15 protein-coding genes and 1 other RNA gene are annotated in these 20,947 nt (G+C 70.2%); 11 read left to right on the forward strand and 5 right to left on the reverse strand.

Annotated features, from left to right (window positions below; all coding sequences use genetic code 11):
* Positions 1–207: 207 nt before the first annotated feature.
* The 4 genes from ACFJIX_RS08825 to ACFJIX_RS08840 all read left to right on the forward strand — a co-directional run bounded on the left by ACFJIX_RS08825 (position 208) and on the right by ACFJIX_RS08840 (position 5,063).
* Positions 208–1,020 (forward strand): LuxR C-terminal-related transcriptional regulator, encoded by an 813-nt coding sequence (locus ACFJIX_RS08825; protein WP_377159189.1) that lies wholly within the window; start codon positions 208–210, stop codon positions 1,018–1,020.
* A gap of 82 nt (positions 1,021–1,102) precedes the next feature.
* On the forward strand, positions 1,103–4,390 hold the full coding sequence (locus tag ACFJIX_RS08830; protein ID WP_377159190.1) for a two-component regulator propeller domain-containing protein: 3,288 nt from the start codon (positions 1,103–1,105) through the stop codon (positions 4,388–4,390).
* Between the two features lie 80 nt (positions 4,391–4,470).
* Complete coding sequence (locus tag ACFJIX_RS08835; protein WP_377159191.1) at positions 4,471–4,932, forward strand: hypothetical protein; 462 nt, start codon at positions 4,471–4,473, stop codon at positions 4,930–4,932.
* A 56-nt stretch (positions 4,933–4,988) separates the two neighbouring features.
* A non-coding RNA gene (locus ACFJIX_RS08840) (sX9 sRNA) lies at positions 4,989–5,063 on the forward strand.
* A gap of 10 nt (positions 5,064–5,073) precedes the next feature.
* Here ACFJIX_RS08840 and ACFJIX_RS08845 read toward each other — a convergent pair.
* From ACFJIX_RS08845 to mnmA, 3 genes are all read right to left on the reverse strand, one after another.
* Positions 5,074–5,721: a response regulator transcription factor gene (locus ACFJIX_RS08845; RefSeq protein WP_067280760.1), complete on the reverse strand. Its 648-nt coding sequence runs from the start codon at positions 5,719–5,721 to the stop codon at positions 5,074–5,076.
* A gap of 33 nt (positions 5,722–5,754) precedes the next feature.
* Positions 5,755–7,083: a sensor histidine kinase gene (locus tag ACFJIX_RS08850; protein WP_377159192.1), complete on the reverse strand. Its 1,329-nt coding sequence runs from the start codon at positions 7,081–7,083 to the stop codon at positions 5,755–5,757.
* A gap of 153 nt (positions 7,084–7,236) precedes the next feature.
* Positions 7,237–8,361, reverse strand: coding sequence for a tRNA 2-thiouridine(34) synthase MnmA (mnmA, locus tag ACFJIX_RS08855; RefSeq protein WP_377159194.1), 1,125 nt, complete (start codon positions 8,359–8,361; stop codon positions 7,237–7,239).
* Between the two features lie 237 nt (positions 8,362–8,598).
* Between mnmA and ACFJIX_RS08860 the strand changes: the two genes are divergently transcribed.
* Positions 8,599–9,477 carry a response regulator gene (locus tag ACFJIX_RS08860; protein WP_377159196.1) on the forward strand — a complete coding sequence of 293 codons (879 nt, stop codon included), beginning with the start codon at positions 8,599–8,601 and terminating at the stop codon, positions 9,475–9,477.
* 70 nt (positions 9,478–9,547) lie between these two features.
* Here the strand turns inward: ACFJIX_RS08860 and ACFJIX_RS08865 are convergent, their stop codons facing one another.
* Positions 9,548–10,042 (reverse strand): NUDIX hydrolase, encoded by a 495-nt coding sequence (locus ACFJIX_RS08865; protein WP_377159198.1) that lies wholly within the window; start codon positions 10,040–10,042, stop codon positions 9,548–9,550.
* Positions 10,043–10,177: 135 nt separating this feature from the next.
* Positions 10,178–10,699 (reverse strand): hypothetical protein, encoded by a 522-nt coding sequence (locus ACFJIX_RS08870; RefSeq protein ID WP_377159200.1) that lies wholly within the window; start codon positions 10,697–10,699, stop codon positions 10,178–10,180.
* A 209-nt stretch (positions 10,700–10,908) separates the two neighbouring features.
* Between ACFJIX_RS08870 and ACFJIX_RS08875 the strand changes: the two genes are divergently transcribed.
* The 6 genes from ACFJIX_RS08875 to ACFJIX_RS08900 all read left to right on the forward strand — a co-directional run bounded on the left by ACFJIX_RS08875 (position 10,909) and on the right by ACFJIX_RS08900 (position 20,798).
* Entirely contained in the window at positions 10,909–12,027 is a 1,119-nt protein-coding gene (locus tag ACFJIX_RS08875; protein ID WP_377159202.1) for a Re/Si-specific NAD(P)(+) transhydrogenase subunit alpha, read from the forward strand.
* Positions 12,028–12,092: 65 nt separating this feature from the next.
* Positions 12,093–12,389, forward strand: a complete 297-nt coding sequence (locus ACFJIX_RS08880) for an NAD(P) transhydrogenase subunit alpha (RefSeq protein ID WP_377159204.1) — start codon at positions 12,093–12,095, stop codon at positions 12,387–12,389.
* A gap of 106 nt (positions 12,390–12,495) precedes the next feature.
* The gene (locus tag ACFJIX_RS08885; RefSeq protein WP_377159206.1) at positions 12,496–13,917 is read left to right on the forward strand and encodes an NAD(P)(+) transhydrogenase (Re/Si-specific) subunit beta; all 1,422 of its coding nucleotides are present in this window, start codon (positions 12,496–12,498) and stop codon (positions 13,915–13,917) included.
* Positions 13,918–14,331: 414 nt separating this feature from the next.
* Positions 14,332–16,707, forward strand: a complete 2,376-nt coding sequence (locus tag ACFJIX_RS08890; RefSeq protein WP_377159207.1) for a hypothetical protein — start codon at positions 14,332–14,334, stop codon at positions 16,705–16,707.
* 136 nt (positions 16,708–16,843) lie between these two features.
* Positions 16,844–18,934 carry a sensor histidine kinase gene (locus ACFJIX_RS08895; RefSeq protein WP_377159209.1) on the forward strand — a complete coding sequence of 697 codons (2,091 nt, stop codon included), beginning with the start codon at positions 16,844–16,846 and terminating at the stop codon, positions 18,932–18,934.
* Between the two features lie 190 nt (positions 18,935–19,124).
* Positions 19,125–20,798 carry a long-chain-fatty-acid--CoA ligase gene (locus ACFJIX_RS08900; protein WP_377159211.1) on the forward strand — a complete coding sequence of 558 codons (1,674 nt, stop codon included), beginning with the start codon at positions 19,125–19,127 and terminating at the stop codon, positions 20,796–20,798.
* Positions 20,799–20,947: the final 149 nt, after the last annotated feature.

Below are 20,947 nucleotides of genomic sequence, written 5' to 3' on the forward strand. Positions count from 1 at the left end.
ATAGGGGCGCCCCCTCGCCACCGTCCCCGTTCCAGGGGGCCGATACCCTTTCGGGTAGGCGTTGTCGACTCGACCGGGGCTATCGCAGTGCAGCATCGCTTCCGATGATCGGCGCAGTCCTTCGAGAGAGCGCTTTCAGCGTCTCCCAGCGGCCCTCCTCCGGTCCGCCTTCGCCATCACCGCCCTTCAACGCCCTGGGAGCCGTCCATGTCCCTGATCGAGCGCCTTCATGCCGTCCCGGATGCCGTCCTCGACGCGATCGTCCTCCACCGCAATCCGCTGCTGCGCGCCGGCATCGCCGCCGCGTTGTCGCCGTTCTTCCGCGCCCATGACGCGAAGGATGACGCCGGCCTGATCGCCGAGTCCGGCGTGCTGCCGACACTCGCCGCCGGACCGTCCGGCCGCGCCGAGCCGATCCGGCTCGTCGTCGCCGACCACGACGGCGCGCTGCAGGCGCTGGCCGGCGAGCCACGCCGGGCCCCGGTCGGCGGAGCCGGCGCACTCGGGCGTCATGCCGGCGCCGGACTGCCCGGGCCGCATTGGCTCGTTGTCAGTCCCGTGGTGCACGGCGGCCGGGTCCGCCAGGCCATGGCCGCAGGGGTGCTCGGCTACGTGCATGCCGCCTGCGCGCTGGAGGAATTGCGCGACGCCGCGCGCGCGGTCGCGGCCGGCCGTCGCCACCTCTGCCGCACCGCGGCCGCCGCGGTCGCCGAAGGCTGGCTCGGCGACGACCTCACCCCGCGTGAGCGCGACGTGCTGCGCATGCTGTGCCTCGGCCTGGACAACAAGTCCATCGGCCTGCGGCTGGGCGTCGCGGCCGGCACGGTCAAGACGCATGTGAAGACGCTGCTGCAGAAGCTTGGCGCGCGCAGCCGCACGCAGGCGGCCACCGAGGCGCTGCGCCGCGGGCTGCTCGACGACGAGCCGCTGATCGACGACCCCTTCCCGCATCCGGTGCGCGTCGCCGTGCGCGGGGCGGCTCACGGCCTGTACGGGCTCCGTCCGCTGCCGGCCGCATGAACGGTCCAGCGCGCGCTTGACCCCGGGCGGCGCACAGGGTCACAGTCGGTGCCGGACCGGCATCGGAACAGGGAGGACGCGTGTGGCGAGGTGGTGGGCGGGACTGATCCTGGCGGCGGCGAGCCTCGTCGGCGCGGACCATGCGCCGGTGCGCGCGGCCGAGGGCGGCCTGGCCGATTTCTCCCACCGCTCGTGGAGCGTCCGCGAAGGCGCGCCGCCGGACGTCTGGACGATGGGCGGCGGGCGCGAGGGCGAGCTCTGGCTCGGCACCGGCATGGGCCTGTACCGCTTCGACGGCCTGCGTTTCGAGCGCTACCGGCCCGGCGATCCGTCGCTGCCGGCGGTCAACATCAACGCGCTGCTGGTCGACGACGACGGCACGCTGTGGCTGGGCCTCTTCGAAGGCGGCGTGCTGCAACTGCGTGAAGGGTCCGGCGCGCGCGAGGGTCAGGTCGTGCGTCACGGCGCGGCCCAGGGACTGCCGGGCGGCCGCGTGCTGCGCCTGGTGCGGGCGTCGGGCGCGCTGTGGGCCGCGACGGGCAAGGGGCTCGCGCGTTTCGACGGCCGGCGCTGGTCCCGCATCGGCGAGCAGGAGGGCTATCCGGAGCCCGCCGCCGAATACCTGTTCCGCGATCGGCAAGGCACGCTCTGGGTCAGCTCCGGCGAGCGGCTCTACCGCCTGGCCGCCGGCGCCGAGCGTTTCGAGTTCACCGGCGTGCGGACGGGGCGCTCCGCCGTGATGACGCAGGACGTCCAGGACCGGCTCTGGCTGGCGGACGGGCGCGGCGGCGTGCGGCCGCTCGGACTGCCGGGCTCGTGGCGTGCGTGGACGGCGCTGCCGGGCACGGCGCCGGCGCCGGGACCGCTGCGGGCCGACGATCTCGCCGCGGCGCCCTTTTCCCCCAGCGTGGTGTCCTCACGCGACGGCCAGCCGGTCACGCTGGTCAAGCAGATGCTGTTCGCCAGCGACGGCGGGCTGTGGGTCACGGTGAATGGCCGCGGCGTGTTCCGGACCGATGCCGCGGCCACGGCGCGGCTGCTGGCGGGCGAGCAGCTCGACTGGACGCGCGGACGCTGGTTCACCGTGGCGGACGGGCTGGGATCGTCGATCACCGTGCCCTTGCTGGAGAGCGATGACGGCGAGATCTGGGTCGGCACCAACGTCGGCGTGAGCAGCCTGCGCCAGCACCGCATCCAGCGCGTCACGCGCCTGGAAGACGCGGCCGCCACCGGCTTCAGCGTGCAGCCGGACGGCAGCGGCGTGCTGCTGTCGAGTTCCTCCGCCAGCTGGCGCGTCGACCCGCCCGGCGGCCCGGTGCGCGACAACGGCGTCGATCCCCGACCCTTGTCGCGGCGGCCGGCCACGCAGGCGATCCGCGCCACCGACGGCGCCCTCTGGCTGTGGGACAACGAGACCCTCTGGCGCTCGCTGCCCGGCGGGCGCTGGGACCGCTGGGACCTGTCGCTGCCCTCCGGCGCGATGGCGGCCGCGAATGCCATGGCGGCCGATCCCACCGGCGGGCTGTGGCTGTCGCTGCAGGACGTCGGCGTGTTCCACGCGACCCGCGCCGGCGTCGAACGGGTGAAGGACGCGGAACTGGACGGCGCTCCGCCGGCGGCCTTGGCGGTCGATGCGGACGGTGCGGTCTGGTTCGGACACGACGGCGTGCTCACCGGCATCGACGACCGCGGCCGACGCCTGCGCTTCGGTCCGGAGCAAGGGCTGCGGACCGGCCGCATCCACACGATGATCAACACCCGCCACGGGCTGGTCGTCGCCGGCGAGAACGGCGTGGCCCTGGGCAGGAACGGCGGCTTCGCCACGATCACGCTCGCCCGCGATCCCGCCTTCGCGCGGGTGTCCGGCGTCGTCGAGTCCCTGGACGGCGACCTCTGGCTCAACGGCGCGCGCGGGCTGGTGCGGCTGGCCGCGGCGGAGGTGCCGTCGCTGTTCGACGAGTCCGCCCATCCGCTGAGCTACCAGTTGCTCGACGCCGCCGACGGGCTGCCGGGCATCGCGCGGCAGGCCTCGGCGACGCCCACCGCCGTGCGCGACGCCCGCGGCCGGTTGTGGTTCGTGACCAACCTCGGCGTGGTCTGGCTCGATCCTGCGCGGACGCCGCGCAGCTCGCGCGAGGTCCGTGTCGACGTGCAGGCGCTGATGGCCGGCGGGCAGAACTATCCGGCCGCGCAGGGCCAGCAGCTGCCCAGGGGAACCAACGCGCTGACCTTGCGCTACGCCGCGCGCGTGCTGAGCAAGGCCGAGCAGGTCCGCTACCGCTTCCGGCTGGTCGGCGTCGACGCCGACTGGCGCGACGCCGGCACGCAGCGCGAGGCGACCTACGCCAACCTCGGTCCCGGCGACTACCGCTTCGAGGTGCTCGCCTCGAATCCGGACGGCCTCTGGAGCCGCCAGCCGACGGTGCTGGCCTTCCGCATCGCGCCGATGCTCCATCAGCAGCCGGCCTTCCGCTGGGCGGTGGCGCTGGCGCTGATCGTGGCCGTCTGGGGCGGCTACCGGCTGCGCGTCCGGTCGCTGCAGGCCCGGCTGCGTCTGCGCCTGGCCGACCGCCACCGCGAGCGGGAACGCATCGCCCGTGACCTGCACGACACCCTGTTGCAGGGTTTCCAAGGCTTGTTGCTGGGCCTGGATGCGAGCGTGCGGCGCGTTGCCGACGCGGCGTTGCGCCACAAGATGGAACGCGATCTGACCCGCGCGGAGGCGCTGCTCGCGGAGGGCCGCGATCGCGTCGGACAGCTGCGGCAGCGCATCGACGACGAGGATGCCGCCGAGCGGCAGGAGCGGCGAGGTCGTGACCGCGATGACCGCGATGACGGTGGGAGCGATGACGGCGCCGATCGCCACGGCGGCGGCGGTCATGGGGGCGGCGATGGCGATGGCGATGGCAGGCGTGATGGCCGTGCCCTGGCCGACGGTCTGGCGCGCGCCGGGCAGGATCTGATCCGCCCGCCAGGCCAGTTCCGGATCCGGGTGAGCGGAACGCCGCGCGCACTGCCGGCGCCGGTGGAGGACGAGCTGCTGCTGATCGCGCGCGAAGGCCTGACCAATGCCGATCGCCACGCCCGGGCGACCGAAGTGACGCTGGCGCTCGACTACCGGGCCGACGTGGTGCTGCTGACCGTGCGCGACAACGGCATCGGCCTGGCGCCGGACTGGGAGTCGCGCCAGGCGCGAGGCGTGCGTTACGGCATGTGCGGGATGCGCGAGCGGGCGCGGCTCATGGATGCGAGCTTTACCGTGCACAGCGTGCCCGGTGCGGGCACTGAGCTGGTCCTGCGCGTGGCCGATGCGCGACACGCGGGCTGGCTCGAGCGCTGGCGGCAGGTGCGCGCGCCTGTCTCCCCGTGAAGTCCCGAAGGGTCAGGGCAAAACCCGCTCCCTAGAATCGGCCGCGCAGTCGAAGTCCGACGCATGACGAGGGAAGAGAGATGAAGAAGTTCGCCGCGCTGTCCGCGCTATGCCTGTCCTTGACCGCCGCGCTGCCGGCCTTCGCCGATCCGGCGCCGGTGCCCGACACCGCGCAGGCCCAGTCGCTGCGCGACGCCGTCCGTGCCGACCGCAAGGGCGTCGTCCTGAAGGCGCTGGCCCTGGACGAGGCCCAGACCAAGAAGTTCGTGCCGGTCTATGAGGCTTACGAGCGCGAACTCGCCGCGCTGAACCGCCAGTTCACCCGCATGTCGGTGGAGTACGTGCAGATCGGCGACAAGCCGACCAATGCGCAGTCGAAGTACTTCTCGCGCGGCTACCTCGGTTACGTCGACGCCGAGCAGAAGCTCTACAAGAAGTACCACCCGCGCGTCGTCAAGGCGATCGGCGAAGTGGGCGCGGCCCGCTTCCTGTCGGTGGAGCGCCGCATCCGCGCCCTCCAAGACTACGACCTCTGGATCTGAGAGCGGGGGCTGCTGCGCGAACGTCATGCGTCGTTGGTCGGATGCTCGGAATCCTCACGTACAGGAAGTACGTTCCGGTTCCTCCGCTCCGCCCGCCTCGCCTGACGTCCGCTCGCGACGCCCCGAGAGACGGAGCCGGATTCAAATCCAACCGAGGTCGATGGCTCTGAGGACCGCCTGGGTGCGGTCTCTCACGCCCATCTTCGCGAACACTGCCGAGCAGTGGTTCTTGATCACGCCCTCGCTGTTGCCCAGCAGCGCGGCGATCTCGGTGTTGCTGCGGCCGCTGGCCACCAGACGCAGCACCTGAAGCTCCTTGGGGCTGAGCGTCTCGGGCTCGGGCGTCGCGGCGAAGGCGCGCTCGACCGGCGCGCGCTCCATGCGCTCGGTCAGCAGCGGCCGCAGCGCGGTCGATCCGCCGACCACGTCGCGCAGCGCCTGCACCAGCGTGTCCGGGCTGATCGCCTTCAGCAGGAAGCCCCGCGCCCCCGCCCGCACCGCCTCGTCGAAGGCGGCCGTGTCGTCGAAGGTCGTCAGCAGCACCACCGGGATCTTCAGCGCCCGCGCCGCCAGCGCGCGGATCAACCCGATCCCGTCCAGCCGCGGCATGCGCATGTCCGACAGGATCACGTCGGGCTGTTCGCGCGCCAGCAGCTCCAGCGCCTCCGCCCCGTCGGACGCCTCGCCGATCAGGCGGATGTCGTCGTGCAGCGCCAGCAGGCCCTTCAGGCCCTCGCGCACCAGTTGCTGATCTTCCACCAGCAGCAGCTTGATCGTGTTCTCGCTCATGTCGTCTCCTTCCCTGGATGGCGCCGGCCCGCTTCAGGCGCGCCGCGGGCAGTTCAGTTCGATCAGGAATCCGGGGTGATGCCGCAGCACCTGCATCGTCCCGCCCAGTTCGGCCATGCGCTCCTGCATGCCCTTCAGACCGTTGCCCTCGCGCAGCTTGCGCGTGCCCCGGCCATTGTCGTCAACCCGCACGCGCACCTGTGATCCCGCGGACAGCAAGGCGGCCGGGCCAGGATGACCGCCGACGAAGGCCGTCTCGCCGGCCCTGACCGGTGCGACCGGCGCGGCCGACTCCACCGCTTCCAGCGTCACCCGCACATGCGTCGCGCCGGCATGGCGCACCGCGTTGGTCACCGCCTCCTGCACGCAGCGCAGCAGCGCGTGCGCGCAGCGCGGGGTCAGGTCCTGCGCGACCGGGTCCAGCGCCAGCTCGATCTGCGTGCTGGCGATGCCGTCCGCCAGCGTGCGCAGCGCCGCCTCGAGGTTGATGCGCTGGCTTTCGCGCTCGCGCGACACGGCGGCGCGGACTTCCGCCAGCAAGCCCGCCGCGCCGAGCCTGGCCTTCTCCACCGCCTGCGCCGCGCCCGGCTCGTCGTGGCGCTTGAGCAGCGCTTCGCTGAGCTGCAGGTGCAGGTTGAGCGCGGTCAGGTGGTGGCCCATCACGTCGTGCAGCTCGCGCGCCATGTGCAGGCGCTCGGCATAACGCAGCTGCTCGATCTGCAGGCGCTCGCCGGATTCCTTCTCGGCCAGCATCGCCTGGAACCAGCGCCGGCGTTCGCCTTCAGCCGCGGCCAGCCGCCCCAGCCCGAAGGCCATGCCGTGCAGCGCCACCATCGACATCGACAAGCCCACGCTGTTCAGCCACCAGGGCATGTCGGGCTGGATCTGTTCCAGCCGCTGCGCCTCGCTGGGCAGCAGCCAGTACAGCGCGACGTTGATGACGACCTGCGCCAGCGCGAAATTGAAGGCGCGCCGCACGTTGAGCAGCAGCGCCGCCAGCACCGTGACCAGGAAGGGGAGCCCCGGCGTCACCAGCAGCGCCAGCAGGTTGAGCAGCACCACGCGGGAGAGCGCGTTGCGCGGCGGCAGGTCCAGGTGTTGCTGGCGCGCCAGGCGCCAGAAGTGCCAGGCGAACACCATGACCAGCGCCAGGCAGGTCAGGACGAAGGGCGCGTCGTGCGTGGTGCCGCCGGTGCGGCGGTAGAGGCTGGCCAGGACGCCGTCGTACGGCTCCGTCTGGTTGCCCATCAGGCCCCAGATCGCCGAGCCCAGCTCCAGCAGGCAGATCGCCAGGGCGGCGATGCGCAGCACGAAGGCGGGCTGGGCGATGCGGGCGAGGAGACGATCGAGGGGGCGATCCACAGGGCGATCCAGACGAAGCAGACACGGAGCGACAAGCCGCCAGCGTGCCACAGGCGACGTCCGGCAGGGAAGGTGCGCATTGTCATGGGACACCCGCGGGGCGGTTCCGCCCATGCGACGAGTGCCCCGAATCGCTGGATGAGTTGCGGAGGCCTACGCGATCGCTTCCGCGATCACGCCGCCGCCCAGGCAGACGTCGCCGTCATAGAGCACGGCGCTCTGGCCCGGCGTGACCGCCCATTGCGCCTGCGGGAAGTCGAGCCGGATGCTGCCTTCAGCCGGACCACCCGGTTCACCCGGCGTCATCGCGCAGGCGGCGTCGGCCTGCCGGTAGCGGGTCTTGGCGCCGAAGCCGCCGAAGGCCGGCGCCTCGTCGGTCCAGCTCAGGTCCTGCGCGACCAGGCCGCGGCTCTGCAGCAGCGGGTGATCGTGGCCCTGGACGACGACCAGCGTGTTGGTCGCCAGATCCTTGCGGGCGACGAACCACGGCGCGTGCTCGCCGCCGCCGCGCGGGGCGCCCTTCTCCTTGATGCCGCCGATGCCCAGTCCCTGACGCTGGCCCAGCGTGTAGAACGACAGGCCGACGTGCTCGCCCACCTTGCGGCCGCGGTCGTCCTTGATCGGACCGGGCTTCTGGGAGAGATAGCGGTTGAGGAACTCGCGGAACGGGCGCTCGCCGATGAAGCAGATGCCGGTCGAGTCCTTCTTCTTCGCGTTCGGCAGGCCGATCTCCTCGGCGATGCGGCGCACCTCGGTCTTGGGCAGGTCGCCGACCGGGAACATCGTCTTGCGCAGCTGCGCCTGGTTGAGCCGGTGCAGGAAATAGCTCTGGTCCTTCAACGGATCGAGCCCCTTGAGCAGTTGCACGCGGCCGTCGACCTCGCGCACCCGGGCGTAGTGGCCGGTGGCGATCTTCTCCGCGCCCAGGCGCATCGCGTGGTCGAGGAAGGCCTTGAACTTGATCTCGGCGTTGCACAGCACGTCCGGGTTGGGCGTGCGGCCGGCCTGGTACTCGCGCAGGAACTCGGCGAAGACGCGGTCCTTGTACTCGGCGGCGAAGTTGACGTGCTCGATCTCGATGCCGATGACGTCCGCGACGGCGGCCGCGTCGACGAAGTCGATGTTGGAGGAGCAGTACTCGCTGTCGTCGTCGTCTTCCCAGTTCTTCATGAAGATGCCGACGACCTCGTGGCCCGCCTGCTTCAGCAGCCAGGCCGTCACGGCGGAATCAACGCCGCCGGACAGCCCGACGACGACGCGTTGCTTCTTGGGATTCATGGGGCGGCATTGTCCCAAAGGTGGACATCACCCGTCCCCCGCGGGGTTGACCCGAGCCCCGAGGCGCGGTGGTCTCCGATCCGTGACGCAGTCCTCGCCACGAGGGGCGACCCCCGATTCGCGTGTCAGGGATGGCTGACAAGGGATTGCGCCAACGCTGACAGGGGCTCGCGGCAACGCCGGCTCCACCGCCACGCGGGGCGGGAAGAAACTGGATGAAACAGGGAGCACAAGGTCATGAACATCGTCATCGTCGATGGATCCATCACGGCACGGGCGCAATGGCAGGCGCTGCTGGCACGGGAGCGCCAGATCCACGTGGTGGGAGAGGCCGGGTGCGAGCGCTCCGCCATCGAGGTGATCGCCCGGGCGCAGCCGGACGTGGTGCTGATGGACCTGGCCTTGCAGCCGGGCAGCGGGCTGCGGGTGCTGCGGGCGATCCGGCAACTGGGCGTCGGCGCGCGGGTGATCGTGATGACCCACAGCTACTACGAGGAGATGCGGCGGGCCTGCGCGGAGCACGGCATCTCGGGCTTCTTCGACAAGGGCCGCCAGACCGACGAGGCGCTGGCGATGCTGCGAGGCTGGCGCGCGCCGCTGCCGGTCGACGAGGACGAACGCCAGGCCGCCGTGGACGGGCTGGACCTGCAGTCGCGGGTGCACGTCGCCTTCGACGAACTGGCCGATCTGGCCTGCGACATCAGCGGCGGCGCCATGGCGGCCGTGGGCCTGGTCGACGGCGACCAGTTGCGGCTGATCGGCACCTCGGGCCTTCACCTGCGGCTGATGCCGCGGGCCCGGGGCCTGTGCACGCACGTGATGCACCACGGCAGCCTGCAGGAAGTGCCGGACACCTGGCATGACCAGCGATTCCTCGATCACCCGCTGGTCCAGGGCGCGCCCTACGTGCGCTTCTATGCGTCGGTGCCGCTGTCGCTGTCGACCGGCGAGGTGGTCGGCAGCCTGTGCGTGATGGACCGGCTGCCGCGCCGCCTGCGGGACCGGCAGCGCGAGTCGCTGACGACGCTGGCGCGCTGCGCGGTCAACGAGCTGGAAGCCTGCCGGCGCGAACCCCGCCACAGCCAGCAGGCCATCAGCGCCGCGATGACGCTCTGAAGCCGGCGCCGATCGCTCCGACCGCGCGTGACGACAGGCCCTCCGGGGCCTGTCGGCGTTCCGGGGCCGCTCAGTGCGGCCAGGCCCGGGGCGCGTAGAGCGACGGGTGGCCGCTCACCGCCTCGATCGGCAGGCGGCGACCGGCGGCGTGATCCTCGATGCACTGCAGGATCAGCGGGCTGCGGTGGCGGTCCTGGCTGGCGCGGATCTCGTCCAGCGTCAGCCACAGCGTGCGCTGGATGGGCTCGTCGAACGGGCGGCCCGGGATCTGTTCCCCGACCCGGCCGGTGAAGGCGAGCCGGACATAGGTGACATCGTCGTTGCGGTCGGGCCGCAGGAAGCGCGACATGTAGACGCCGAGGAAGGCGTCCGGCGTGAACGGCCGGGCGGTTTCCTCGAGGACTTCGCGCACGACGGCGTCGATCGCCGATTCCGCCTGCTCCAGGTGGCCGGCGGGGTTGTTCAGCAGCAGTCCGTCGCGGGTGAGTTCCTCGACCAGCAGGTAACGGCCCTCCTGTTCGATCACGGCGGCGACGGTGACGCTGGGCTTGAATCGTTCGGTCATTGGTCCTTCCTGAAAGGGCGGCTCGAGCCGCGGCGCCAATGCCGGGAACGGCCACCTCGATGGGTGCGGGCCGCATTGTGAACGCCGAAAATGAAAAACCCCGGCAAGCCGGGGTCTTGTCATCGGGACAGGGGATCAGCGACGGCCGCGGTCGTGGTCATCGCGGTCGCGATCGGGACCGCGTCCGTGATCCCGGTCGGGGCCCCGACCATTGTCCCGGTCCGGGCCGCGGTCATGGTCGCGGTCATGGCCACGGCCATGACCGTGGTCGTCGCGCCAGTCGCGGCGGCCGTCCGGGCGCCAGCGGTACTCGGTGTGTTCGCGACGATATTGCGGCGCGTAGACGTCGCGATACCAGGTGTCGCGAACGAAGTACACCGGGCGGCCGCAGGCGTTGTAGCGCGCGCAATGACGCGCCCAGTTCTTCTGGTGGCCCGGGGGCACCAGCAGGTAGACGGCGGGCTGTGGCGCCGGGACGCGCTCGACCAGCACCGGCCGCTCGTACACCACCTGCGGGCGGACGTTGCCGATGTCGATCTGGCCATAGAAGCCCGGCTCGCCGATGCTGACCGACACGCCGACATCGGCCGCCCGGGAAGTCATCGGCACCAGGGCCGCGATTGCCAACGCACTGCTGAAAACCATCTTCTTGATCATGGGTGACTCCTTTCGGGGGTCATTGGACGCCCCAATTTAACGCTGCTTTCACCCCTGCGGACGACAGCGGTTCACCTTTCGAAACAGCATTGCCCCCACGTTGCGGGGTGGCGTCTCCCTGGTGAAAACCCCTGTCGCGGGCGAGGCTCGCCCAGGGCGGTCGCCCGGTTAAGCTCGCCTCGACCCGGATTCGGACGGAGGGACTCCAGATGCTGATCGGTGTGCCGCAGGAAACCGCGGCGGGAGAGACGCGCGTCGCCGCGACGCCGGAAACCGTCAAGAAGCTCGTCGCGCAGGGCCATGTGCTGCGCGTGGAGCAAGGCGCGGGCCTGAACGCCAGCGCCACCGACGAGGCCTATGCCGCCGCCGGGGCGGAGATCGTCGCCCGGGAGGCCGCCTTCGGCGCCGACCTGGTGCTCAAGGTGCGGTCCCCGGACCCCGGCGAACTGCCGCTGTTCAAGCCCGGCGCGGTGCTGGTCGGCATGCTGAACCCGTTCGACCGGGACGGCCTGGAGCGTCTGGCCGGGGCCCGCCTCACCGCCTTCGCGCTGGAGGCCGCCCCGCGGACGTCCCGTGCGCAGAGCATGGACGTGCTGTCCAGCCAGGCCAACATCGCCGGCTACAAGGCCGTGATGCTGGGCGCCTTCCACTACCAGCGCCTGTTCCCGATGCTGATGACCGCCGCCGGCACGATCAAGGCCGCGCGGGTGGTGGTGCTCGGCGTGGGCGTCGCCGGTCTGCAGGCGATCGCGACGGCCAAGCGGCTGGGCGCGGTGATCGAGGCCTCGGACGTCCGGCCCGCCGTCAAGGAGCAGGTCGAATCGCTGGGCGCCAAGTTCATCGAGGTGCCCTACGAGACCGACGAGGAACGCGAGGCGGCCGTCGGCGTCGGCGGCTACGCCCGCCCGATGCCGCCGGGCTGGCTGCAGCGCCAGCAGGTGGAGGTCGCCAAGCGCGTCGCGCAGGCCGACGTCGTCATCACGACCGCGCTGATTCCCGGCCGCCCGGCGCCGGTGCTGGTCACCGAGGAGATGGTCCGCGCGATGAAGCCCGGCTCCGTGATCGTCGACATCGCCGCGCCCGCCGGCGGCAACTGTCCGCTGACCGAGCCCGGCCAGACCGTCCGCAAGCACGGCGTCACGCTGGTCGGCGAGACCAACCTGCCCGCGCTGGTCGCGGCGGACTCGTCCTCGCTGTACGCGCGCAACCTGCTGGACTTCCTGAAGCTGGTGCTGACGAAGGAGGGCGGCTTCGCGCTGCCCGCCGACGACGACATCGTGACCGCCTGCCTCGTCGCGCACGAAGGCCAGGTGCTGCGCAAGGCCTGACCCCGGATCCGCGCCCCGTTCCCGCTGTTCCCGCCGTTCCCGTTTCCCCGGAAGGAGCTCTCCGCATGGACGCCGTCTCCCCCACCCTGATCAACCTGACGATCTTCGTGCTGGCCATCTACGTCGGCTACCACGTCGTCTGGACCGTCACGCCCGCGCTGCACACGCCGCTGATGGCCGTGACCAACGCGATCTCCGCGATCGTCATCGTCGGCGCGATGCTCGCCGCCGCGCTCACCGAGACCACGCTCGGCAAGGGCCTGGGCACCTTCGCCGTCGCGCTGGCGGCGGTCAACGTCTTTGGCGGCTTCCTCGTCACGCGACGGATGCTGGAGATGTTCAAGAAGAAGGAGCGCAAGTGACCCACCGCCGCATCGACGTGGACCGGGCCGAGCGCCGGGCCGCTCCCAAGCCGGCCCGAATCCCCTCGTGGGATCGGGCGACGTACCCATCGACCGGGGGGGCCACATGACGATGAATCTCGTCACCCTGCTGTATCTGATCGCCAGCGTCTGCTTCATCCAGGCGCTGAAGGGCCTGTCGCATCCGACGACCTCGATCCGCGGCAACCTCTTCGGCATGGTCGGCATGACCATCGCCGTGCTGACGACCGGCGCGCTGATCCTCAAGCTCGCCGGCGGACAGACGCTCGGCCTGGGCTACGTGCTCGGCGGCCTGGTGATTGGCGGCGGCATCGGCACGGTCATGGCGCAGCGCGTCGAGATGACCAAGATGCCGGAGCTGGTCGCCTTCATGCACAGCATGATCGGCCTGGCCGCCGTGTGCATCGCCGGCGCCGCGGTCGTGGAGCCGCATGCCTTCGCCATCGCGCCGCGCGGCGCGCCCATCCCCGGCGGCAACCGCATCGAGCTCGCGCTCGGCTGCTTCATCGGCGCGGTGACCTTCTCCGGTTCGGTGATCGCCTTCGGCAAGCTCAGCGGCAAGTACAAGTTCCGGCTGTTCCAGGGCGCGCCCGTCACCTTCCCCGGCCAGCACTGGCTGAACGCGCTCCTCGGCCTGGCCGCCGCGTTCTTCATCTTCGGCTTCTGGCATTCGCAGAGCTCGATGGATTTCATCCTCGTGGCGCTGCTGGGCTTCGCGCTCGGCGTGCTGCTGATCATCCCGATCGGCGGCGCCGACATGCCGGTGGTCGTGTCCATGCTCAACAGCTACTCCGGCTGGGCGGCGGCGGGCATCGGCTTCTCGCTCAACAACAGCATGCTGATCATCGCGGGATCGCTGGTGGGCAGCTCGGGCGCGATCCTGAGCTACATCATGTGCAAGGCGATGAACCGCTCGTTCTTCAACGTGATCCTGGGCGGCTTCGGCGCCGAGGCCGGCGCGGCGGCCGCCACCACGCAGCAGCGCAACGTCAAGAGCGGCAGCGCCGACGATGCCGCCTTCATCCTCGGCAATGCCGAGAGCGTCATCATCGTCCCCGGCTACGGCCTGGCGGTGGCGCGCGCGCAGCACGCGGTGAAGGAGCTCGCGCAGAAGCTCATCGACAAGGGCGTGACGGTCCGCTACGCGATCCATCCGGTCGCCGGCCGCATGCCCGGCCACATGAACGTGCTGCTTGCCGAAGCCGAGGTCCCCTACGACCAGGTGCACGAGATGGAGGACATCAACGCCGAGTTCGGCCAAACCGACGTCGCGATCATCCTCGGCGCGAACGACGTGGTGAACCCCGCCGCGCTGCAGAAGGGCAGCCCGATCTTCGGCATGCCCATCCTCGAGGCCTACAAGGCGCGAACCATCATCGTCAACAAGCGCTCGATGGCCGCGGGCTACGCCGGCCTGGACAACGAGCTGTTCTACATGGACAAGACCATGATGGTCTTCGGTGACGCGAAGAAGGTTGTCGAGGACATGCTCAAGGCCATCGAGTAGCACATCCGCGGGGCGGAGCTCGCGCGGCTCCGGTCATCTTCCAGCCTTATTGGTGGCTGGCCTACCGACTTGGGTGGGAGCTGTCGCCATTTGCTGCAAATCGAGGCTGGTGCGGGCGGGCGCTGACCTGAAGAGACTGCAGGGTCCTTTCTTCTGCTGTGTCCATGATGTCCGCCAACCTAGATCTGTTGCCCGGCGCGCCTGCGCCATTGACCTCGAAGGGCAATCCTGCGCCACGCGCGCACGACCGCCGTGTCCGACCTGACAAGGACGAACGTCTGGACGAGGCAGCCACCGAGTCCGGCAGCGCCCCGCCGGACTCGCCCGCCGCCAGCACGCTGGAAACCGCGGCCACTCCGGACGCCCCTGCGGTGTCGGACGTCCCTGCGTTGCCGGACGCCGCCGCGATGCCGGATGGCGACGCCGGTGCTACCGAAGCACTCCCCCGCCGCCGCCTCGGCCAGCGGCGAACGCCATGACGACCGCTCCTCGGCGCTGCTGGCCGCGGGCCTCGGCCTGCTGGGCATCGGCGGCGCGGCGGGCCTCGCGGGCTCGTCATCCGCAGGGGACTCGAAGCCGATCGGCGCCATCGATCCTCCGAAGTCCGATCCTCCGAAGTCCGATCAACCGAAGTCGGATCCGCCCGTGTCGGAACAGAAGCCGGACCCCGGAACGTCGACGCCGGGCACGGATCAACCTTCAGCGGACCATCCGCCAGCAGATCAGTCCCACGCGGGTCAGTCTCAACAGCCGGACCCTGGCAAGTCGGATCCCGACCCCTCGCCGCCGGCCGATCCCGCTCAACAGCCACCCGCGCCCGTGCCGGTCGCACCGACGCTGTCGCTCGCGGTCGACACCGGTCGCAGCGGGCAGGATCACATCACCTCCTCGGGCGCGGTGAACGTGTCGGGGCTGGCGCCGGGGGCCACGCTCTCGGTCAGCCTGGACGAGGGCAAGACCTGGACCTCGCACAGCGGCGACGAGCAGTTGCCGGAAGCGCTGTTCGGCGCCGACGGGATGAAGCATCTGGAGGTCAGGCAGATCGACGCGAAGGGCAACGCGGGCGAGGTGGCTGAACTGTCCTTCACGCTCGACCGGACGGCGCCGGACGCGTTGCATTGGTCGATGCCGACCGACAAGACCGCGCTGGGCCTCGCTGACACGATCGCCGTCCAGGGCGTCGAAACGGACGCGATCGTCCAGTACCGCCCTGACGCGCAGACGCCGTGGCTCGCCGCCGCGGGCGGCCTGATCCCGGTCTCGATGTTCCAGCACGACGGCGCCGGGCAGGTCGAAGTGCGCCAGATCGATGTGGCCGGCAACGAGAGCGCAAGCACTACGCTGGTCGCCCGTGTCGATGTGACCGCGCCTGCGACTCCGACGCTGTCGCTCGCGGTCGACACCGGTCTCGATCGTCACGATCGCGTCACTGCTGCCGGCCCGGTGAACATCGAAGGACTGGAGCCGAACGCCACCCTCGCCATCAGTCTCGACGGCGGCCAGACCTGGACCCCGCGCAGCGGCGACGCGCAGCTGCCGGAGGCGCTGTTCGGTGCCGACGGATTGAAGCAACTGCTCGTCAAGCAGATCGACGCGAGCGGCAACGAGAGCGACGCCGCCCAGCTGTCCTTCCAACTCGACCGAACGGCGCCGGGCGAGTTGCAATGGACGATGCCGGCCGGCAAGCCCGCGCTGGGCATTGACGATGCCATCCAGGTCCACGGCGCCGAAGCCAATGCGCTGGTGGAATACCGGCTTGATTCGGCGGCACAGTGGTTCCCCGCCAACAACGGCCGCATGCCGGTCTCGGAGTTCCACCAGGACGGGACGCAGCAACTCCAGGTGCGCCAGTCCGATCTGGCGGGCAACGACGGCCCGGTGACCACGTTCAACGTCCCTGTCGACGTCACCCCGCCCACCATGCCCACGCTGAAGCTGCTCAACGACACGGGTGTCAGCAGCACCGACGGGATCACGTCGTCGGGCAAGGTTCATGTCGACGGTCTGGAAGGCGGCGCGACGCTGCTGGTCAGCACGAATGGGGGCGACTGGCAGGCGTTTGCCGAGGGCACGACCGTGGTGGATTCGGATTGGCTCTTCCCCTTCGGCGGCGGCAAACCGAGCTTGCTGGTCAAGCAGGTGGACGCCGCTGGCAACGCCAGTGACGCGGCCAGCTTGAGCTTCACGCTGGACAACCAGGCGCTGAATCCCAGCTGGATGTCCTCCGGCAAGGACCACGGCGGGGGAGAAGGGCCGGCGCAGGTCACCCTCGGTGCGCAGGACTTCTTCCAGGTCAATCGCTACAGCGGCTGGGACGCCCGCCAGGACGTCGTGTCCTACCGCGTCGATGGCAGCACCTGGAAAGAGGTGCCCGCCGACGGTCGTCTGCCATTGAGCGCCTTCGGCGCCGACGGCAAGCACCAGCTGGAGATGCGCGAGACGGATCTGGCAGGCAATGTCGCCATCAGGCCGGTCGAGATCACCCTCGACACGTCGCCGCCGAGTGCACCGAAGCTCTCGCTGGAGCACGACGACGGCGCGAGTTCGACGGACTTGATCACTTCCAATCCGATCGTCCTCGTCGGCGGCCTGCAACTGGGTGACACCTTCCGGTCTCGAACGAACGGAGGCGAATGGGGGCCCAGCGAGCCATGGGTCCCGGGTGTCGGAACGGGTGGATGGGTCATCGGTTCCAACACGGTCGAGGTCTACGCGATCGATGCCGCCGGCAACGCGGGTCCGAGCAGCCAACTGACCTACCAGTACCAGTTCGCCGGCGCTGTGATCTGACCTGAGACGCCCCCTAGGTCCGAGGTGTCGCCCAGACCCGTGATGACCTAGCATCTCCCGCGGCCGGTTCCTCGCGGAGCCGGCCGTTCCCTTTCATGTGCGGCGTGGGGGTGATTTGGCGGTATTCACGCGATCGATGGAGGTCCGTCCGGCAGCGGCGATGGTGTCGATCCGGCGGCTGGCGCTGCTGGTGGCGCTACCGTTGCTGATGCTCGGCGTCGTCCATCTGTTCTCCCAGCAGTACGGCACGGCGACGCCGCCGCAGGTGCTGCGACTGACCGAAGCCCGCCTGCTGCCAGGCGATGCGCTCGATCCCGCGCAGATTCCCGGAGCATTGCCCGATGCGCGGTCGGGCGCGCGACTGCGGACCGGGCCTGCCTCCGCGGACTCGGCCGCGTCGTCCGTCGTGTCCCGGCCGTTGAGTCCGACGGCCACCCCGACGCCGATGCCCTCGACGATGCCGACCACGCCCGCCGTGCCCCTCGCACCGGGCCACGTGGTCGCGCTGCCGGTCCAGATCCACGACACCGACGCGCCGGGCCCGCTCTGGCTCGCGCTCGATTTCCACCTGGACCGGTCCGCCGAGGCGCCGTACTGGCTCGTGATCCAGCACCGGCCCGCGGCGACGGTCTATCTGGACGGGCAGTTGATCGCGACTTCGAGCCCGGGCAGCGGTTATGCGTCCGAGGACGAGGACGATCTCGCGCAACGCGGCCTGCTGCTCGCAGGTCGCCGGCTGCAGGTCAGCATCCCGCCCGCCATGCTGCCGGCCGGCGAGCATCGGCTCAGCCTGCGGCTCGCACGTCCGGGCTTCGAAGGCGCGGGGCTGTCAGCGCCGCTGCTGGGCCCGTCCGCGCAGATCCGCGCCTTGCAGGAGGGGCGCCGCTTCTGGCAGGTGATCCGCGTCACCACGGCGTTGGCCGGCATCGTCATCGGTGCGTTCATGCTGATGGTGTGGCTCGCGCTCCGCCAGGAATGGCTGTATGGCGTCACCGGCCTGTTCTGCCTGTGCACCGCGCTGCTGCTGTCGCCCTACCTGCTCAACGGCGCGCTGTTCCCCGCGCCCTGGTGGCGCGTGACGCTGGACCTGGCCGACGTGCTCTCGAAGGCGGGCCTGCTCTTCCTGGTCGCGCGGCTCTCGGGCATCGGGGCGCGCTGGCCCGAGAAGATGGCCATGGCCTACCTGGTGCTCGGCACCGTGATCGACGGCGCCGCCGCCTTCCTGGGCTGGAGCTGGACCGACTTCCATCACCCCTGGCCGTGGTGGGCGCTCGGCAGTCGTGCCGTCGTGCTGGGCGCCGCGGCGGTCCTGGCGGCCCGGGCCGCGCTCGCGACGCCGCGTTACGCCCACCTGGTCGGCGCCTGCGCCGTGGCGCTGTCGGCCTGGGTCTGGCTCTATGTGAGCTGGTTCGCGCTGGTGTTGTCGAAGCAGATGAGCGTCGTCGACATCAACGTCGTCGGACACGCCGTGCTGATCGCGATCGCCGGCGTGGCGCTGCAGCGGCGCTTCGTCGGGTCGCTGCGCGACGAGGCGATGGCGCGCATCCGGCTCGAGCAGGCGCTCGATGCGCGCACCCGCGAGCTGCAGGATCGCTGGGAAGACCTGCAGGACAGCGAGCGTCAGCGCACGGCCGCGCAGGAACGCGAGCGCCTGCTGCAGGAGATGCATGACGGTCTGGGCTCGCAGCTCGTGACCGCGCGGCTGTGCGCCGAGCGCGGCGTGACTTCGCAGTCGCTGGTCGGGCTGCTCGACGAGTGCATCCGCGAGATGCGCCTGACCGTCGACGCGCTCGCCGTCACGGACGGGGATCTCACGCTGCTGCTCGCCAACCTGCGGCACCGGATGGCGCCGCGGCTGCAGGACGCGGGACTCGAGCTCGACTGGCAACTGACCGACATCCCGCTGCTGCCGACCTTGCGCGGCACCGGCGGCCGCGAGTTGATCCGCATCGTGCAGGAGGCGCTCAGCAACGTCATCCACCATGCCGGCGCCACGCGGGTCCGCTTCTCGACGCGCGTGGACGAGGCGCGGGGACAGGTCTTGCTGTCCATCGTCGACAACGGACGCGGCATGGCGGCCGACCTGCGCCAGGGCAACGGCCTGCGCGGCATGCGCCGCCGCGCCGAGCGGATCTCCGCCGACATCGACTGGCGCGCGTCGGAAGAGGCGCCGGTCGAGGGCGGCACCGAACTGCTGCTGTGGCTGCCGCTGCACGTCGACCCGTGAGCGCAACGCGCGTGCGCGGGCACGCCGCGGGCCCGCAATCGCGTGGCATTCAAGCCGCATTCAAGCCGTTCCCGATGCGTTCCCGATGCGTTCTGGAGTCATCTCTCCACTTTGTGCGGTCTATCGAATCCCCTGATGGGGCCCCGATGGCGATCGGCGAGAATCCGCGCCGTACCTTGGAGACAGAACAATGGAGAAGAACTGGCTGAAGCACTATCCGGCGGGAGTGCCTGCCGAGATCGATGCGGACGTCTATCCCTCGCTCGTCGAGCTGATGGAAGCGGCGTTCAAGCAGTTCCCGGAGCGCGCCGCCTACAAGATGCTGGGGCGCTCGATCAGCTTCGAGCAGATCGACGAGGCCTCGCGCGCGTTCGCCGCGTACCTGCAGGGCCTGGGCCTGGAGAAGGGCGATCGCGTCGCGATCATGATGCCCAACGTGCCGCAGTACCCGGTCGCCGTCGCGGCGGTGCTGCGCGCCGGTTTCGTCGTGGTCAACGTCAACCCGCTGTACACGCCGCGCGAGCTGGAACACCAGCTCAAGGACGCCGGCGCGAAGGCGATCGTCATCATCGAGAACTTCGCCGCCACGCTGCAGCAGGTGCTCGCGAACGTGCCGACGAAGCACATCGTCCTGGCCGCGATGGGCGACATGCTGGGCTTCGCCAAGGGCATGGTCGTCAACTACGTCGTGCGCAAGGTCAAGAAGCTGGTGCCGGCGTTCGAGCTGCCTTCGGCCGTGCGCTTCAACGACGCGGTCTCGAAGGGCCGCGGTCAGACCTACAAGCGTCCGACGGTCGGCCCCAACGACATCGCGGTGCTGCAGTACACCGGCGGCACGACCGGTGTCTCCAAGGGCGCGGTGCTGCTGCATCGCAACCTGGTCGCCAACACGCTGCAGTGCGAGGCCTGGTACCAGCCCGCGCTGAAGAAGAAGCCCGCCGATGAACAGCTGATGAGCGTCTGCGCGCTGCCGCTGTATCACATCTTCGGATTCACCACCAACCTGATGCTGTCGATGCGCGTCGGCGGCTGCAACGTGCTGATCCCCAATCCGCGGGACCTGCCCGCGGTGTTCAAGGAACTCAGCCACCACAAGATCCACAGCCTGCCCGCGGTCAACACGCTCTTCATGGCGATGGCCAACCACGCGCAGTTCAACACGGTGGACTGGAGCGGGCTGGTGATCTCCGTCGGCGGCGGCATGGCCGTGCAGCAGGCGACGGCACGGCTGTGGCTGGAGAAGACCGGCTGCCCGATCGTCGAAGGCTACGGCCTGTCGGAAACGTCCCCGGTCGCGTGCTGCAACCCGACGGACAGCACGGCCTATACCGGCTCGATCGGTCTGCCGCTGTCCGGCACCGAGGTGACGCTGCTCGACGACGACGGCAACGAAGTGCCGACCGGCAGCAGCGGCGAGATCGCGATCCGCGGTCCGCAAGTGATGGCGGGCTACTGGCAGCGGCCCGACGAGACCGCCAAGGTCATGACGGCCGACGGCTACTTCCGCACCGGCGACATCGGCACGGTGGACGAGCGCGGCTTCTTCCGCATCGTCGACCGCAAGAAGGACATGATCCTGGTCAGCGGCTTCAACGTCTATCCGAATGAGATCGAGGACGTGCTGACGCAGATGCCGGGCGTGGCCGAGTGCGCCGCCGTCGGCGTGCCGGACGAGAAGGCCGGCGAGGCGGTGAAGGTCGTGATCGTGCGCCGCAATCCGGCGCTGACCGAGGCCGACGTCAAGGCCTTCTGCGAAGCGAACCTGACGGGCTACAAGCGCCCCCGGGTCATCGAGTTCCGGACCGAACTGCCAAAAACTCCGGTCGGCAAGGTGTTGCGCCGTGAATTGCGCGACAAGAAGTAGCAGTCGGTAGCAGTTTTAGGGATTGCACTTGGGCGAAACCCGCCCTTGACACCCTAAAGTTCGCCCTCCTGAGGAGGAGGCAAGGCCGTGCTCGAAGAACGTTACGAAAAGACCGAGGCCGGGCGTGCGGAAATCAAGTCGCGCGCGCT

Source organism: Roseateles sp. UC29_93, from assembly GCF_042695725.1.
Lineage (GTDB): Bacteria > Pseudomonadota > Gammaproteobacteria > Burkholderiales > Burkholderiaceae_C > Roseateles > Roseateles noduli_A.